This window comes from Salinispora mooreana, assembly GCF_000379065.1.
Taxonomy (GTDB): Bacteria; Actinomycetota; Actinomycetes; order Mycobacteriales; family Micromonosporaceae; genus Micromonospora; species Micromonospora mooreana.
This window is the reverse complement of record NZ_KB900614.1, coordinates 1,797,779-1,814,261: the sequence shown is the minus strand read 5'-3', so window position 1 is coordinate 1,814,261 and position 16,483 is coordinate 1,797,779. Positions and strand designations below refer to the sequence as shown.

General features: G+C 70.3%; 11 protein-coding genes and 1 pseudogene. 5 read left to right on the top strand and 7 right to left on the bottom strand.

Annotation, left to right across the window (positions count from 1 at the left end; genetic code table 11):
- Window positions 1-90: 90 nt before the first annotated feature.
- The 5 genes and pseudogenes from fxlM to SALPAC6_RS0108630 all read left to right on the top strand — a co-directional run bounded on the left by fxlM (window position 91) and on the right by SALPAC6_RS0108630 (window position 6,188).
- A complete protein-coding gene (gene fxlM, locus SALPAC6_RS0108650) occupies window positions 91-1,332 on the top strand; it encodes a methyltransferase, FxLD system (RefSeq protein WP_018253024.1) in 1,242 nt (413 codons plus the stop codon).
- A 12-nt stretch (window positions 1,333-1,344) separates the two neighbouring features.
- Window positions 1,345-1,497 (top strand): FxLD family lanthipeptide, encoded by a 153-nt coding sequence (locus SALPAC6_RS27500; protein ID WP_018253023.1) that lies wholly within the window; start codon window positions 1,345-1,347, stop codon window positions 1,495-1,497.
- Window positions 1,498-1,563: 66 nt separating this feature from the next.
- Window positions 1,564-4,309 (top strand): annotated as a pseudogene (locus tag SALPAC6_RS25640) (lantibiotic dehydratase).
- Entirely contained in the window at window positions 4,306-5,382 is a 1,077-nt protein-coding gene (locus SALPAC6_RS0108635; RefSeq protein ID WP_018253022.1) for a lanthionine synthetase C family protein, read from the top strand. Before SALPAC6_RS25640 ends, SALPAC6_RS0108635 begins: the two are co-directional and overlap by 4 nt.
- Before the next feature lie 14 nt (window positions 5,383-5,396).
- Window positions 5,397-6,188, top strand: a complete 792-nt coding sequence (locus SALPAC6_RS0108630; protein ID WP_018253021.1) for a thiopeptide-type bacteriocin biosynthesis protein — start codon at window positions 5,397-5,399, stop codon at window positions 6,186-6,188.
- 1,615 nt (window positions 6,189-7,803) lie between these two features.
- Here the strand turns inward: SALPAC6_RS0108630 and cas2 are convergent.
- The 7 genes from cas2 to cas7g all read right to left on the bottom strand — a co-directional run bounded on the left by cas2 (window position 7,804) and on the right by cas7g (window position 16,224).
- A complete protein-coding gene (gene cas2 / locus SALPAC6_RS0108625; RefSeq protein ID WP_018253020.1) occupies window positions 7,804-8,106 on the bottom strand; it encodes a CRISPR-associated endonuclease Cas2 in 303 nt (100 codons plus the stop codon).
- Window positions 8,103-8,480 (bottom strand): CRISPR-associated endonuclease Cas1, encoded by a 378-nt coding sequence (cas1, locus tag SALPAC6_RS30740; protein ID WP_263404742.1) that lies wholly within the window; start codon window positions 8,478-8,480, stop codon window positions 8,103-8,105. The genes cas2 and cas1 (SALPAC6_RS30740) overlap by 4 nt, the downstream gene beginning before the upstream one ends.
- 4 nt (window positions 8,481-8,484) lie before the next feature.
- Complete coding sequence (gene cas1 / locus SALPAC6_RS25635; RefSeq protein WP_263404711.1) at window positions 8,485-9,597, bottom strand: CRISPR-associated endonuclease Cas1; 1,113 nt, start codon at window positions 9,595-9,597, stop codon at window positions 8,485-8,487.
- 99 nt (window positions 9,598-9,696) lie between these two features.
- A complete protein-coding gene (locus SALPAC6_RS0108615) occupies window positions 9,697-10,743 on the bottom strand; it encodes a hypothetical protein (RefSeq protein WP_018253019.1) in 1,047 nt (348 codons plus the stop codon).
- Window positions 10,740-13,484: a type I-G CRISPR-associated helicase/endonuclease Cas3g gene (gene cas3g / locus SALPAC6_RS0108610; protein WP_018253018.1), complete on the bottom strand. Its 2,745-nt coding sequence runs from the start codon at window positions 13,482-13,484 to the stop codon at window positions 10,740-10,742. Before cas3g ends, SALPAC6_RS0108615 begins: the two co-directional genes overlap by 4 nt.
- Complete coding sequence (gene csb2, locus SALPAC6_RS0108605) at window positions 13,472-14,992, bottom strand: type I-G CRISPR-associated protein Csb2 (protein ID WP_018253017.1); 1,521 nt, start codon at window positions 14,990-14,992, stop codon at window positions 13,472-13,474. Before csb2 ends, cas3g begins: the two co-directional genes overlap by 13 nt.
- Entirely contained in the window at window positions 14,989-16,224 is a 1,236-nt protein-coding gene (cas7g, locus tag SALPAC6_RS0108600) for a type I-G CRISPR-associated RAMP protein Csb1/Cas7g (protein WP_018253016.1), read from the bottom strand. The genes csb2 and cas7g overlap by 4 nt, the downstream gene beginning before the upstream one ends.
- Between the last annotated feature and the right edge of the window lie 259 nt (window positions 16,225-16,483).

The following is a 16,483-nucleotide window of genomic DNA, read 5'->3' as shown; positions in this document are numbered from 1 at the left end:
AGTCGACTCGCTAGCCGCGGTGCTGATCCGAACAGCGAGAAGGCCGGGCCATCCAACCGGGCGGTCCAGACGAAAAGGAGAGTGCAACCAGTGAGTGTCGACACGGTGAACGCCGAGGGCCTACATGCCGCCATGGTCGATCAGCTCGTCGCAGATCACGCCGACAAGGGGCTGGCGATGCGGCCCGAGGTGGAGACGGCACTGCGCACCGTCCGCCGTCACCTGTTCACCCCGGATGCGCCGCTGGAGGAGGCGTACCGCGCAGACCAGGCCGTGGTTACCAAGCGGCACGGCGATGAGGCCGTCAGCTCGGTGTCGGCGCCGTGGCTGATCGCGGAGATGCTTGGCCAAGCAGCCGACGTCATCGACGGCGGACTACTCGGCCGGCACGTGCTGGAGATCGGCTCCGGCGGCTACAACGCGGCGCTACTGCACGAGCTGGTCGGGCCGGCGGGGTCGGTCACGACAGTGGACATCGACAGCGACGTGACCGACCGGGCCACGGCGTGCCTGGCGGCGGCCGGCTACGACGACGTGACCGTCGTCTGTGCCGACGCCGACCAACTGATCGGCCACCGCCGTTCCTACGACCTGATCATCGTGACGGTCGGGGCCTGGGACATCCCCCCGGCGTGGACCGGGCAACTCGCCGAGACCGGCACCCTGGTCGTACCGCTGCGCACGTTCGGGATGACCCGCTCGTGGGCGCTGCGCCGCGCCGGTGACCGGCTGACCAGCCACAGCCAACGCCTGTGCGGCTTCGTGTCCATGCGGGGCTCCGGCGCCCACGAGATGCGCTACGTCGACATCGCGGCCGGCGTGCACCTACGGCTGGACGAACTCGGGCAGCAGGCCGATCCGGAGGCCGTCGGCGCGCTGCTGTCGCAACCACAGGCGCAGGAATGGGCCGGGGCGAGCCTGCCGCCGCGCACCATCCTGGCCGACCTCGATCTCTGGCTCGCGGCCCGCATCACGGAGGCGGGGCAGCAGTTCGTGGTTCTCACCGCCCAGCAGGAGGCCATCGACGCCGGTCTCGTCACCCCGGCGTGGCGCTACGGCACGCCCGCCGCCCTGCACGACGGCAGTTTCTGCTACCGCTCGGCGCTGAAGTGGACGGGCGACCTGTTCGACGTGGGCGCCCGCGCGCACGGCCGCGACGCAGGCGCGGCGGCCGAACGGATGGTTACGCAGATGCGCGACTGGCTGGACGCCGGCAGCCCCTCGCCGATGCTGCACGTCCTGCCCGCTGGAACTCCCGACGGCAACCTGCCGGCCGGGACGGTGCTGGACAAACGACACAGCCGCGTTGTCCTCACCTTCAACCCCTCGTAGAAAGGCAAGCACATGAACGAAACGGTCCCCGAGTTCACCCTGGACGTCACCCTGGTCGACGCCGGCCCCGCCGCGAACGGCTACGCCACCGGTACCGACGACAACTGCGGCTCGGGCAACACGGGCTCCAACGCCTGCACGACCCGCTGCGACGCCAGCGACTGACCGACCGTTCCCCGCCAGGCCCGGTGTCGCACGGCGCCGGGCCTGCCGACCCCCTCGGTGGTGCGCATGATTCCCACCCCTGGTGCGGCGCTGATTAGAGTCGCCGCGTACCCGAACGATCTCCACCTGCCCGGCTGGCCCGACCTGGCATCCGACGAACCAGAACAGTGGCGCACCTGGCTGCACGCGGTATGGAAGCTGCCACGGTTCGCGACGGCGGTCACCTCAGCAGCGCCCGAGCTGGCCGGGCAGATCGCTCGGGCGGTAGCCGGCGAGCCGGTCGCGGAGAAGCGACTATGCCGTCTCGTAGGGGCAGCGGCCAAGTACCTGCTGCGATGGACCACCCGCGCGACCCCGTTCGGCACCTTCGCCGGGGTCGCCCCGATCCAGTTCGGTGCCCATGCAGCGGTCCGCCTAGGCGAGGCCCACCGCGCGGTCGCCCGCCCGGACGGTAAGTTCATCGCCGAGCACACCGCGCGGGCCGAACAAGACCTCGCCACCCTGCGCACCGTCGAGGTGGTGACGAACTCACTCGGATTCCAGCGCGACGGCAGGTGGGTGCTGCCGTGTGCCCGCGCCGAGGGCGACCGGCGGTGGGACGTGGAGATCCGCCTGACCGGCCCCGTCGAGGCCGCGATCAAGACGGCACGGTCGCCGGTCGGGTTCGCCGACCTCGCCGCGAAGATCGCCGGTCCCGCCGACGTGGCCACCGCCGAGCGGCTGCTGGCCGACCTGGTACAGGTCGGGGTGCTGCTGTCGGCGCTGCGGCCCGCAATGACGGTCACCGATCCAGCCACGCACGCGGCGGACCACTACGCCCTACCGCAACCCGGTCATCGGATCGCGGTCGACCTGCGCGCCGACGTCGCGGTGACGCTTCCCCCGGCGGTGCTACGCGAAGCGGGCCGAGCAGCGGCGACCCTGGTGGCAGTGGCGCCGCCACAGCCTGGATGGGGCGAATACCACCGCGCGTTCATCGAGCGGTGGGGACCAGGAACGGCCGTGCCGGTCCGCGACGTGCTGAACGTGCTGGGGTTCCCGGCCGGCTACCGGGGATCAACCCGCCGCGCCCCGACGGCATTCACCGGCCGGGATCAGCTGCTCGGGCAGCTAGCGCAGCAGTCCGCGCTGGACGGGTGCGCCGAAGTGGTCCTCGACGACGCGCTGATCGAACGGCTGCGCGCCGATGACGACCGGCCACCGGTCCCGCACACCGAACTACGGTTCACCCTCGCCGCCGACACGCTGGGGGATCTGGACCGGGGCGCGTTCACCCTGACGGTGCTCAGCGGGTCACGGCACGCCGGGGTCTCCGCCGCCCGGTTCCTGCACCTTCTGCCCCCGGCCGAGTTCTCCTCGTTCCAGCGGGTCTACCAAGAGTTGCCAACCGCCCAACCCAGGGGCGGCCACCGTGCAACTGTCCGGCCCTCCGCTGGATGCCCGCCTCACAGCGGTGGCCCGCACGCCCGAGCTGCTGCCCATGCTTCCACTCGGCGACTTTCACCCGGCCCCGCCGTGGACGGTGGAGGAACTGGCGGTGACCGGCGACGGCGAGCGGTTGTGGCTGGTGTCGGAGAGCACCGGCCAGCCCGTCGAGCCGCTGTTGTGCAACAGCGTGCTGCTGCCGTCCCTGCAGCAACCGCTGATGCGGTTCCTTGCCGAGATCTGGACCGCGTGGAGTGCGCCGTGCAGCCGGTTCGAGTGGGGCCACGCGGCCGGTCTGCCGTTCCTGCCCCGCCTGCGGCGCGGACGCACCATCGTGCACCCGGCCCGCTGGGTCATCGAGCGCACTGCCCTGCCCGGCCGGAGCACCGGCTGGTCGCAGTGGCGCGGCGCCTGGCAGCGGCACCACCACCAGCGGCATCTCCCGCAGCATGTCCTCCTCGGCGGCGATGACGTACGGCTGCGTCTGGACCTGGACAACCACGCGCACCTGGCACTCCTGCGCGAGCACCTCGATCGGCACGCCCACACCGTGATCGTCGAGGCGCCCGGCCCGGCGGGCTGGATCGACAACCGACCCGCCGAACTTCTGCTCACCCTCACTCATTCGATGCCGGCCACGCGGCCAGCTCGACTCGCCCGACCCGTCAACGCGCTCCAGCACTGGCCAGGCTGTTCGCGGTGGCTGGAGGCACGCCTGTACGGCCGGCTCGACGCCATCCTGACCGACCTCGCCGGCCAACCCGCCGACTACCTACCGGCCGGCTGGTGGTTCGTGCGCTACCCCGACCCCGAACCCCACCTGCGGCTGCGAATCCCGCTCGCGGACGTTGACCGGTTCGCCGACACCGCCCGCGACCTCGCCGCCTGGGTAGGCAACCTCCACGATCGCGCGGTCCTGCACGACTACAACCTGCACCCCTACCGGCCCGAAACCCGCCACGGCGCCGGGGCGACCCTCGCCGCTGCCGAAGCGGTGTTCGCCGCCGACTCCCGCGCCGCGCTGCGCCAGCTGGCCGGCGACCGGCAGGCCACCACCGCCGCCGGCATGATCGCTATAGCCGACGGGTTCACCGGCGACGGCCTGCGTTGGCTGGCCGCCCACGTCCCCCGGCTCACTGGCCCCCGGTTGGACCCGACACAGCTCGACCTCGCCCAGAGGCCGTTCCGCGACGAGCACCTGGCCGCAACGTTGGCCGCCTACCGGACCTTGGTCGAGGAGGACGGGCTCGACCCCGACCAGGTTCTCGGCGACCTGCTACACCTACACCACACCCGGACTATCGGCGTCGACACCGCCTCTGAACAGCACTGTCTGCGGCTGGCCCGCACCATCGCCCACTCCAAGCGCGCCCGGCAAACGACATGAACGCCGGACAGTCCCTCGCCGACGGCGCAGCCGGTGTAGCCCTGCTGCACCTGGAGACCGGCAACTGGCCAGCAGCGTTCAAGGCGCTGCGCCAAGCCACCGCCGGTGGCGTCAGCATCGCGAGCGGCGCAAGCCTCTTCTACGGTGGCCCCGCGCTCGCGTTCGTCCTCGCCGCCACCGACCAGCCGGGGCTCGCGCAAGCCAGAGCGATCACCGCCGAGGGCACCGCCACGGTGACCCGCCATCGGCTCGACACCGCCCACCGCCGCATCGACCGCGACGAGCAGCCACACTTCACCGAGTACGACCTGATCCGCGGACTGACCGGCCTCGGCGTCACACTGCGCCGGCTCGGCGATCACGACCTGCTCCGTCACGTCCTGGACTACCTCGTCCGGCTCACCAAACCGCGAGGCTCCCTCCCCGGCTGGTGGTGCTGCAACGGACCCGAACGCAACCAGCCGCCGCCGACTGGCGGCCACGCGAACCTCGGGATGGCCCACGGCATCACCGGCCCGCTGGCATTGCTCGCCCTCACCCTGAGCGACGGCGTCACCGTCAATGGACACGCCGAGGCAATTGGGCGAATCTGCCGATGGCTGGACACCTGGCAGCAGGACACCGACGGTATGACGTGGTGGCCGCAGACCATTACCCTCAGCGACCTACGCCGGGGTGCCCCGGACCAGCAGACCCCGCTACGGCCGTCCTGGTGCTACGGCACCCCCGGCATCGCCCGCGCCCAGCAACTCGCCGCACAAGCCCTGCGCGACACCAACCGGCAACGCCTCGCCGAGGCCGCCTTCGCCGACTGCATCACCGACCCCACACAGATCCAGCGACTCACAGACCGAAGCCTGTGCCACGGCACCGCCGGGCTTCTGGCCACCGCCCGGCGCATCGCCGCCGACGCGCTCACCCCGACCCCCCTCACCCCCATCGAGGACCTCCATCGGCACGCCACCCCGGACACCGACGAACCCGAGGGGCTGCTCCTCGGCACCACCGGCTCAGACCTCGCCGCCGTCGCCACCACCACAACCGCGTGGGACGCCTGCCTCCTGCTCGCCTGACGAAAGGGTCCGCCGTGGACGACAAGCCCTGGCAACAGATCAACATCAGCTACCCCGGACAGAACCCGCAGGAACGCGAGCAACGCGCGGTCGACCACCTCGGCCAGGTGCTTCCCGCCGCGCAGGCCGCCGGGCTGATCACCTCATGGTGGTTCATCCGCAAAGGTGCCTGGCGCGTCCGCTACCTACCCACCGACCAGCAGCGCAGCCGAGAGCGGGCACACGAGCTAATCACCGATGGAGTGAGCTGGACTGGCGACATCTACGAACCCGAGACGTACGCCTTCGGCGGCATCGACGCCATGACCGCCTCGCACACCCTGTTCCACCACGACAGCCGCCACCTCCTCCACTACCTCCACCAGCACCCCACCGACAGCCGGGAACGCTCGCTCATCCGGTGCACCGCACTCATGCGCGCAGCGGCGCTCGACCTCAACGAACAAGGCGACATCTGGGCACGAGTCGTCCAGCACCGCGCCGAACACCTGCCGCCCACCCCCGACACCCGCACCTGGGAAGGCTTCACCAACAACGTCAGCCACCTGCTCACTGGCACCGCCCGAACCACCGACGGCTGGCACGCCGCGTTCACCGAAGCCGGTATGGAACTCCGACGCCAACGCGAAACCGGCCAGCTCACCCGGGGTCTCCGTGCCGTGGTCGCCCTACACGTGATCTTCCACTGGAACCGGCTCGGGCTGCCCGCCGCCGCCCAGGCCACTCTCGCGCAAGCCGCCACTGAAGCCATCTTCGGCACCGCACCTGCGCCATCGGGTCAGCACTCGACACCGCCGGCCGACTGAGATCGCCAGCACGCCGAGCCGACACCATGGTGTGGTGGCGGAGATCGACGCTGACGTGGCGTTCACGCCACGCTGTGACACGCTCCGCGCCTCAATGAAGGGCAGCTCCCCTGGGAGCTGCGGCACATGACCGATAGCGCGTGGCTTGCCCGCGCGATGCCTCAATGAAGGGCAGCTCCGCTGGGAGCTGCGGCCAACATGCTGAGCTGGCACTGCGATCGCTGCCACACCCCGCCTCAATGAAGGGCAGCTCCGCTGGGAGCTGCGGCTTCTACGGGCACGCTTTCAGGCACAGCGTTTGCCCACAGACTCCCTCAATGAAGGGCAGCTCCGCTGGGAGCTGCGGCTGGGTCAGAATCTTAGCCGCTCTGATCTGCACCTGAACCGGTCTGCTGCGAAGGGTGCGCTCCCTGCGAGGCGGAGTAGCGCTCAAGGCCGCGTACCCGCAGACCTACCCGGCGTGTGAGCTGGACTGACACCCTGGCGACGGGTGCGCGCTTAGCGGCGAGACGACGCGGGCTTCGCCGGTGGTTCAGGGGCCGTCGTCCCCAGATGCCGTTGCACCACCGCCGGACGCTCGCCTCCACGCAGGTGATCGTACGCATGTTCGTTTCGTGGTGAGGTGGGATGGCGTACAAGCCTGCCCGTGCGGCGCCAGGGCGGGTTACTCGCAGCGGTCTTCGGCGCCTCGGCCGTACGGCTCGCAGCAGTCGGGACGGTGTCGGTAGACCCGCAGGTTGCGGCCGTGTCGGTGGCCGTACTCCGGCGTGATCTCGCCACACGACGGTTCTACCGCCGCCGGGCACTACTTGCCCGTTGCCTGGCCCGCCGTGCAGCAGCACGTCTACCCTCTGACGGTACGTGCGTGACGAGCGCGGGACGCGACGGACGAGGTCCTGATGCCCCCAGATGGCTGGCGCCTGTACGCGGGCTGGTCCCCGCAACTGGGCGTTGCTGCGGGGACCAGCTTGTCGGTGGCCTGCGGCCAAGGCTGCTCCACCTGCGGGTGGCCGTGGCCAGCAGCCGAGCGGTGACCTCGTCGACCTGTTCAGGTTCGCCGCGGGCCCTACCGCTCGCCAGCGCCGGTCCTGCGCTGTGGATAGCTCCGGTGCTTGTGGATGATTCCCTGATCATGGCCGGATCTGCTAGCCCTCGTGTCACCAGCAGCGCGGACGCAGGGGCGGCCGTAGAAGGGACCACACTCGTATGGCACCAAGAGTAAGGCGTGGACGACGTTTGAAGCCTCAATGAAGGGCAGCTCCGCTGGGAGCTGCGACGGCCGGCGAGGACGTCCATGACCATGGTGGTGGGCGCCTCAATGAAGGGCAGCTCCGCTGGGAGCTGCGACCCTGGCCCGGCTGGCCCGGCTGGCCCGGCTGCCGCACGGCGCGCCCGAGCCTCAATGAAGGGCAGCTCCGCTGGGAGCTGCGACTGGGTCAGAATCTTAGCCGCTCTGACCTGCACCTGAACCGGTCTGCTGCGAAGGGTGCGCTTCCTGCGAGGCGGAGTAGCGCTCAAGGCCGCGTACGCAGACCTACCCGGCATGTGAGCTGGGCTGACACCTTGGCGACGGGTCCGCGCTTGGCGGCGAGACGACGCAGGCTTCGCCGGTGGTTCAGAGGATCGCTGGTCCGTGGTTGGTGATGGTGCGGCTGCAGCCGATCACGTCGAGTGGTCGACGGTTGTTCTCGCGAAGGGTACCCAGGTTGCAGAAGATGACGGAGTCTCTTTCCTCGTCGATCATTTCGGTGAGTTGGGTGCGGAGCCGTAGGAACTTTGCTGGCCGGGTGTTCACGATGAACACGCTGTGCTGTATGCGGTCGCCGTATGATTCGAGTTTCTTGGCGACCTTCGTTCGGCGGATGTCGTCGGATATGTCGTACGCGATGAGGTAGCGTCGCACGTCGTCAAGGTTCATCGGGTTTTGATGCCTTGGTACCGGGGCTGCGTTCCGTCGATCACTCCCAGAACGAGGCGAGCTTGGATCTCCATTGCCCGTCGCCAGGTCACGTCGTATCCGAAGATCGGGTGCCGAAAGGTGCCGGTGACGCGGCGTTCGTAGCCGGTGATGAGGGCCTTGCGGCCGCGTTCGCCGATTCGGGTCGTTCCGAGTGCGGTCGAGAAGTCCCGCGTGCGGATCTCGCCGTTGTTGAATGCGTTCAGGACGACTGAGTCGGCTATTGGGGCCCGGAACTCCTCGACCAGGTCGAGTGCCAGTGCTGGCTTGTTGCGTCCGCTGCTGTGTAGGAATCCGGCGTGTGGGTCGAGTCCGCAGGCGACGACGGCCCGCAGGACGTCAGCGGTCAGCAGACCGTAGCAGAAAGTTCAACGCGGCGTTGATTGGGTCGCGGGCGGGGCGTCGGGTCTGCGTCGAGAAGGTCAACCCTTCGGTTGCCACGACTTTGGGCCGGAGCATGGTGAGGAAGTGCGCGAAGTAGCGTGCTGCGGCATCGCCTTCGATGCCGAAGAGGTTGGTCAAGGACGGCGAGTCGAGGGCTTCCCGCTGTAGCTCCCGTAGCCGTGTCACGGCTGTTGGGGCATCGCCGTGTCGGCGCAGCAGTGTTGCCTGGTTGGCGACCTTCGTGGCCACGAACTGTCGGGCCAGGTCGATGCGCCCGTGCTGGGATGCGACGTGTTGGAGCAGTCGCGGACCGCCGTTGGGTCCTTGGGCTGCCCTGGCCCATCCGGTGACTCGCCCCGAGCTGGTGCACCACACCACGGACAGGCTGCGCCACAACAGCTCGCGGATGAGGCCGCCGGAGAGGTCGACGTTGCCGTGCACCACCACGCCCTGCACGCGTTCGATGGGGAATGTGCCGAGTTTCTCGCCGCTCTTGCTGACCTCGATCCGGCCCCGTGTGACGTACGCCCGCGAGCCTGGTGTGGCCAGGTGCAGGACCTGCGTGTCCGGATCGGCCACGACGATCCGGCGGGTCACCAGTGTGAGGGGACGTTCGTCCGGGAGGCACACGGAGATGTGTGAGCAGCGGGAGCAGCGCCGGTCGTCTTCGAGTGGCGGCGGCGCCTGCTCGGCGGCGAGGGTACGGGCGGTGGCCGCCACCATGTCCCGTGCGAGTGCCCTGTCCGCCGGGGTGAGGGGTACGTCTACCCGGGTGTGGTGGTTGGTGAAGTAGATCGCCTGCCCGGAAACCGGGTAGCCCATGTCGGCCAGGGCTCCGGCCAGGAGGGCGACCTGGATCCGCATCGGTTCGGTGACCTCGGGGCGGTGACGGACCGGGGTGGCCTTGTGTTCCACGATCGTCATCGCGGCGTTCTCGTCGAGTTCGACGGTGTCGCAGCGTCCGGTCACGCCGAGGTCGTGGCTGATCACGTCGACTGCCCGGTAGCGGCGAGCGCGTGACCCGGTCGGGTCGTCGGCTGGCGTGTGAGCTTGCGTGCCGATCTCCACCTAGTGGGTGTCGGTCTTTTCCCCCCATGGCTTCGAGCCAGGCCCGACGTGGGCAGAACGCCTGGTGCGCCACCAGGCTGATGGGGATCAGCTCGGGCATCAGCGGCGACCGGTCTTGAGTAATTCTCCGAGCATGGCGCGGCGTTCGGGTGCGCTGGCGCTGCCGAACCGGTGTACCGGGAAGCGGACGACCGCGGTGACGCCCCGGTGCGCCAGCCATTCACGGGCTACCTCGCCGTGGGACGCTGTGTCGTCGGAGGTGCGCCCGAGGTCGCTCGGAGACAATCCGGCCGCGGCGTACTGGGATAGCTGTCCGCTCGCGAGGATTGTGCGAGTACGGGCGGTTACCCAGCGGCCGTTCCAGACGGGTACGTAGAAATAGCCGGCGGTGCCCCGGCCGATGTGGCCGCTCGTCGTGGCGAATCCGGTGCTGCGTTGTGCGATGGGGAACTGCGAGATGCCCCAGAGCGCGCACCAGGCCAGCGCGTTGTCGGTCGGGCCCGGTGCGGCGAACCCGGTCGGCGTACGGCTGTCTGGTCGGTCTTTGCCGATTTCGTCGTGGACGGTGTGCCCGAGCAGTCCGTCGCTGACTGCGGCGGCGGTCCTGGCGGCGACCGCTGCGGCGAGTGGCCGGATTCGGTTACCGACGAACTCGGACCCCTGGTTACGGGGCTGCATCTCCAGTCGGCTGGCGCCGTCGTCCTGTAGCCGCTGGCCCTGCGGGTTCTTTCGCCAGTAGCTAGGTTCTCCGAGCGCGGCGACCAGTCGGAGGTCGAGCAGTGCCCGGGCATCCATGAGTTGGTCGAGTACGTCGTGTCGCCGCTCTTGGAGCGAGTGCCAGCCGTCGCTGCTGGAGATGACGCTGATGCGGGGGCTCATCAGCGCTCGCTGCTCGCCTGCGCTGATCCGCCGGCTCGGCCAGCTTTGCGGGGTGTCGTGCTGGGCCGCATGCCGGCGGACGATCTCGCCGATCGTTTCCGGATCGGCTTGCGGCGCGCTGAGTACCGGTCGGGATGACATGCCCGAGGTCCACGACAGCCGGACATCTTCCAGCCCGCCGTCCTCGACGATCGCGGCGAGGCCGTACAACGCCAGGTGTGACAGCATGGTTTTCGGCTCGGCGGTCGTGAGTACGAAGTCGGTCATGATCCCTCCGCGGAGACCTGGCCGTCGGCCGCGCGGAGCAGCGCCTCCAGGTAGGCGCAGCCCCACACCCCCCAACGGATGTGTGTACGTTCGATCAGCTCGTCCCACCGGCCCTCGTCGTACAGCGTGGTGATGGTCTCGTCGGCGTTGTTCACCAGTTGCTGGCCGGTGTGTGGGAAGCCGTGGCGGCCGTGCCCGTGGCTGGTGCCTATTAGCCGGGCCGCCAGTTCCCGGCGTCGGTCTCCGAGCATGGCCAGTGTGGGCCAGGCGTATGCCACCGAGAGCTGCTCGTGTCGCCAGCCGGTCGGCAGGCCCGAGGCCGCGCGGAGCCGTTTGATCGTCCGAGGGTCCCGTACTCCGCTCTTGGCCAGCGGCTCCTCGGGGGCTGGGCCGGCGCGCAGCGAACGTTGGAACCGGTCGTCTGCCTTCCCGTCGTCGTGGTGCAGGCCGGCGAGGCGCAGCGCCTCCACTAGCGCGGTGTCGAGGCCGAGGCGGGTGGCGACGGTCTCGGTTCGTTCCGCTACGGCTTCTGCGTGCCGGCGGAGCGCGACGGGCTTGCGGCGCGGGGTCCACGTCTGCCGCAACTCCGCGTCGATGGTCGCCGTGCGAAGGTCGACGACGATCAGCCGGACGAGTTCCGGCTGATCGTCGTGCGAATCGTGCCAGTCCAGGGTCACCTCGGCCTCGACTGGCCCGTCGGCTGGCCGGTCGAGCAGGCCGGCCGCCGCGACCACCATCGGGCGCGGCGCCAGCTCCTCGCGATGCACACGGAGCAGCCGGGCGACTTCCACCGGGTCAGGTTCAGCCTGTTCGGAGGCGGCAGCGACGGCGTCGAGGAATCGGCGGTGCGCGGCAGTGTCCCGCTCGATGCGGAGCACGACCTCTCCCGGCCCCGGTTCACCGGGTGCGTCGAGCACATCGTCGACCCGGTCGTTGCCGTCTGGGTCGACGACTTCGGCGGTGAACAGCTCGGTGGCGTCGTCAATGACGATTTGGTCGCCGGGCCGAAGCCGGTCGTCGTCGATCAGTGGGCGCGGCGCGTCGTCGCCGGGGCGGACCAGTACCGAACCCGGCTTCAGGCGCTCCAGGATCTTCGCCGCTAGCCGAATCGAGACCGGAAACACCTCGTGCTGCCGGGGCGGAAGCTTCTCGATCAACCAGACAGCGTCGTTTTCGTCTGCCGGCAGCGCGCGCCGGACAACGAGGCCGATCTCGTGGTCGGGCGCGTCGAGGTTGTCGGAAAGCCAGAGGTCGAGGTCGTCCTGGTCGGCGGCGAGGTCGTCGCTGGTGCGGGCGAGGTGCCACGCCTGGGCCAGTTCCAGTCGTTGGAGTAGGTCCCGCCTCAGTGCGGGCGCCGGCGGCCGGGGCTCACGCAGTGCCCACGGAGCCAAACCGGCCGGATCGGTGGACTGCCGCTTCAGCCAGGTGAGGGCCGCCGCCAGATCGTCGCACTGGTACGGCCCGGACTGGGCCCCGGCGGGCAGGTCCGTCGCCGGCACCACCACGGTGACCTCGGTCGTGCGCGACCCGAGCCGGTTGACCCGGCCGGCCCGCTGGGCGATGGCCCCGCCGGGCGCCAGCTCCGTCACCGCGGCGGCCAGGTCGAGGTCCACCCCGACCTCCAGGCTCTGCGTGCTCACCAGGACATCGACCTCGCGGTCGCCGGTGATGCTGAGCAGCGTTGACATCGGCGGCCGTAAACGGGACACGTCGTGGGGCCGCAGCCGGCCGCAGACCAGCTCCGTCTTCATACCCCGCGCCCGCAGTTCCTCGGCGACGGCGGCGGCGACCGGGACAGTGTTGACGAAGCAGCCGACCGTCGGGCCGTACGCTTCGCGGAGCCGCACCGCCTCGTCCGCCAACACCATGGCGCCCGCCTTCCGCGCCGGGCCGCTGTGCGGGATCGGCCAGGACGCGAGGGGCAGCAGGGTTACGGGCTTCGGTGCGGTCAGCCGCTGCCGTAGCGCCTCGTCCACGTCCAGGTCGCCGGGTTCGACGCCGACCGCCACTCCGGCGTCGGCGCGGGGCGTGGCGGTGGTCTCGACGACCTGGAGGACCGGCACACCGAGCGGCTCCTCGGCCACCGTGGCCAGCTCGCTGACCCGGCGGGCCGTGGTCACCAGCTGCTGGGACAGGTGCGCCTCGTCAACGACCGCGACCGTGTCGTATGCGAGCAAACCGGCCTCACGGGGCCATGCCTGCGCCCGCGACCCGTAGCCGGACAGCAGCAGCCGCGAGCCCCACATGTCGGGCGTGGCGCAGAGCACGGCGCAGCCGAGCGGGTCGTCCAACCAGTGCCGGGACGGCGGCGCACCACCCCGCAGCAGCGCGGTCGACAGCGGACGGGAACCCGGTTCCCTGCGCCCGGCGCGCAGCGAGTCCAGCGCGTCGGCCGTCCGGGCGAGGACAGTCCTGCCGCCCCGGGCCTCCGCCAGCTTCTTCGCGATCGATGTCGCGTGCTCGTGCTGGTCGTCGACGAGGGCCCGGCGGTCCACCACGAGGGCCAGCCGGCGCGGCACCCGGACCGGGTGGCCGGAGGCCATCAGCGCCACCGCGAACACGTGTACGTCGACGACGCTGGTCTTGCCCGCCCCAGTTGGGGCGACGAGCTGGTCCGGCCACCGGCCGGTACGCAGAATGTGGTCGAGCAACCGCTCCTGCCACTGGAACGGCCGGTGTCCACCACGGGCTGAAGCGAAGAAGGCGCCGAAGTCAGCGCGGTCGACGCTCACCGGGCCCACCTCCGCACCATGTCGGACGGCAGGTCTCTCGGCACGAGCAGACCGCCGCCTAGGTGCCGGCTCTGCCCGATGGCGGCGATCGTCCGAGGGCCGGCCAAGTTACCGAGGCTCAGCACCGCCCGGTACGGCTGGATCACCGTGTTCCGGTTCACCTTGTGCACGTAGCGGCCGACGTCCCCGTCCATCAGCCGTACCGCCGACTCGACCCGGACCCCGCGCCCGGCGGCGGCCGCCGCCAGCGCGCGGTAGCGTGCGTCGCCCCGACCTGGCACGGAGAATTCGTGCCGCCAAACGAGCGCGACCGACAGCGCGGCGGCGTCGGCGAGGGACCAGCGGCCGCCGCGCGGCGGCCGGCTGTCGGGCACGGCGACCGGCTCGGTCTGCCACCACCGCTCGGTGCCGGCGGCCGGCTCCGGCCAGAACGAATCGGCCGGGACTTCCACCGGCGGCTTGACTCCGAACGGACCAGCCGCGACCTTGACGTGCCGCAGCCGCTGCACCGCCATCCGGATCAGGGTGAGGTCGATGTCGCTGGCCTCCCGGGGCAGCAGCAACGCCAGCGCGGTACCGCCGACGTGTGGCGCGTCGGGGCCGAGGAACTGGATCGCACAGCGGTTGCTGGGCCGAGGCACACCCTTCTCGTAGTCGCCGGTCAGGACCGCGGGTGCGCCGTAGCCGACCAGCTTGACGAGCGCGCGATGCACGCCGACCGCGTACTGCACCCGCAGCTGCGGCGGGATCGGCCGGTCGACCTGGAATAGCAGCACCGACGTCCACGGCGTCGGCGGCGGTGGCGGCGGTTCCGGCCGGGCGTACCGGCCGAGTTCCAGACCTGCCGTCACCACCGGCGGCGCGGTGGTCTTCTCACTCGACCGATGTGCGTCGGCCCGCAACAACGGCGCGACCGACGTCTCGCGGTGCGCCGCCTCCAGCGCGTCCACCCGACCGCAGGTGGCCACCGTGAGGTCCAAGCCCTCCCCGGTGAACAGGTCGGCGTCCCGATCAAGACGGTGGGTCGGGTCGGCGGCGGCCACCGCGAGCCGCACCGGCGACTCGCTGGTCCCCAGGTACGGCACCTCAGGGCAGAGCGCCCCCAGCGCGGCGGCCACCGGCTCGGGCGGATCCTGCTCCCACGTCCACGCGAACCGCCCGGCCACCGCGACACCGGTCACCGCCGGCTTACCGACCAACTTCTCCGACAAAGGGCTACGGCCCTCCTTGACCACCAGCCCTTCTTTCCGGTACGCCGTCGCGGCGCCGCCGTTGGGCAGCGTCTCCGGTACGGCGATGCCGTCCGGCGGGTGCGCCTCCAGCCAGCGCAACGCGTCACGATCGGCGTCGCACGGCCGCAGCCCGTCCCCGTCGGCGACCGCCCGCACACCCTGCGCCGCCGCACAGACCAGCGCGGCGTGCAGCCGGGCCGGCGACGGCAGTGGGTCGAGCTGACCGCTGCCCACCTGCCCCTTGTAGACGCCGAGGAGAGGTTCGGCGACGATCGCGAAGCTCACGAGTTGTCGTCCGTCTCGACCACACCGGAGACGATGTCCGGGTTGCCGGTGACCCGCATTGCCAGGCCCGACCACTTGACGTCGGCGGCCTTCTCGGCGTGCGCGAGCGCCTCACTCAGCAGCAGGTCAGCAGCGTCGATGCTGAGCGGCTCGACGTCCAGAAACGCGCCGCCCCGCTGATCGAGCCGGACCTTCGGCATCTCCGCCTCGACCAGGTCGCAGTTCGCCCGCAGGTACAGCTCGGCATCGGAGCGGGCCAGCGCGTTGAGCGCCAACGCGGCCAACAGCGCCCGACACGCGGCATCCCCCTCGACACCAGCCCCGAACCGCATCTGGCGCAGCGTGGCGAAGGACAGCACATGGGTACGGATGATGGTGTCGCAGGCGACGCCGGCCAACTGGTCGAGCGTCGGCGGGATACCGCCCAGGCCGAGCGCGGACGCCGACTTCGCATCGCCGGGCTTGATCCCGTTGGCGGCCTTGACGATGTCGCCGTAGGTCGCCGGGCTCAGCTCCGCCTGTTGCCGGGTGGCCGTCTCGGTCATCGCCTTCTTGTTGAGGTTGATCTGCATACCGACCGGATCGACCCGTGCGCCGCCCCGCAGGGCCGGCGTGGGCTCCACCAGCACACCGGCCTGGTCGCGGCTCGCCGCGACGAAGCCCACAATCTCCCCGACCAGCGCACTGCGCCACCGCCCCTGACGGCTGCGCCGACTCGAATCCCAGCCACCGAAAACCAGCGTCACCGGACTCGTCTCCAAAAGGGCCCGAGCATTGGCGGGGGTCGCGTCCCGGACCGCCCGGTACGCCTCCGTCTGCGTGGTCGGCTGCCCGTCGATCGCGCCGGCCCGGATGTGCCCGTCGAACACCCGGTGCGGCAGCGTGAGATCGAAATAGTGCTCGACCGCCCCGTCCCGCTCGTAACTGACCCGCACATGCGGCACCCGCGACAGCAGAGGATGCCGGTCCTCAACGGCCTGAGCCAACGCCACCTCAGCCCGGTTAAGCTGCGACTGCTTCGAGTCGATCACCACCGCGTACCGACTCTCGTCACCGAGGTAACGCTGCTCGTACGCGTACACGCCGCCCCTCTTGCCCCGCGCGGCGAACTTGGCCGGCGCCACCGACGTGTGCCGACCGCCCGCCGGCTCCAGCGCCGTGGTCGACGTGAGACAACTCGGCCCGCCGGCCGACCCGGCGGCAAGCAACGACGCAAGATCCAACGAACGCATTCAGATGCCTCCTGCATGTAGCATCAAGTCGCTACCGTCCTCTTTGTCTAGACCCTCTGACGCGCGCTGTCGTACATGTCTGTCTTAACTAGACTGCGATACCTGACTGTATATAGGTTGGGGAACCGTAGGGCATCGGCCGCCCGAGCCCGGGACGCGCTGGTATACGGCTGAAACGTATGGGCAGGTCAGCGACACTATCCGGGACCGCCATCGCCCCTCGACAGCGCCATCGACCTCGACCGCGACCTCCTCATGG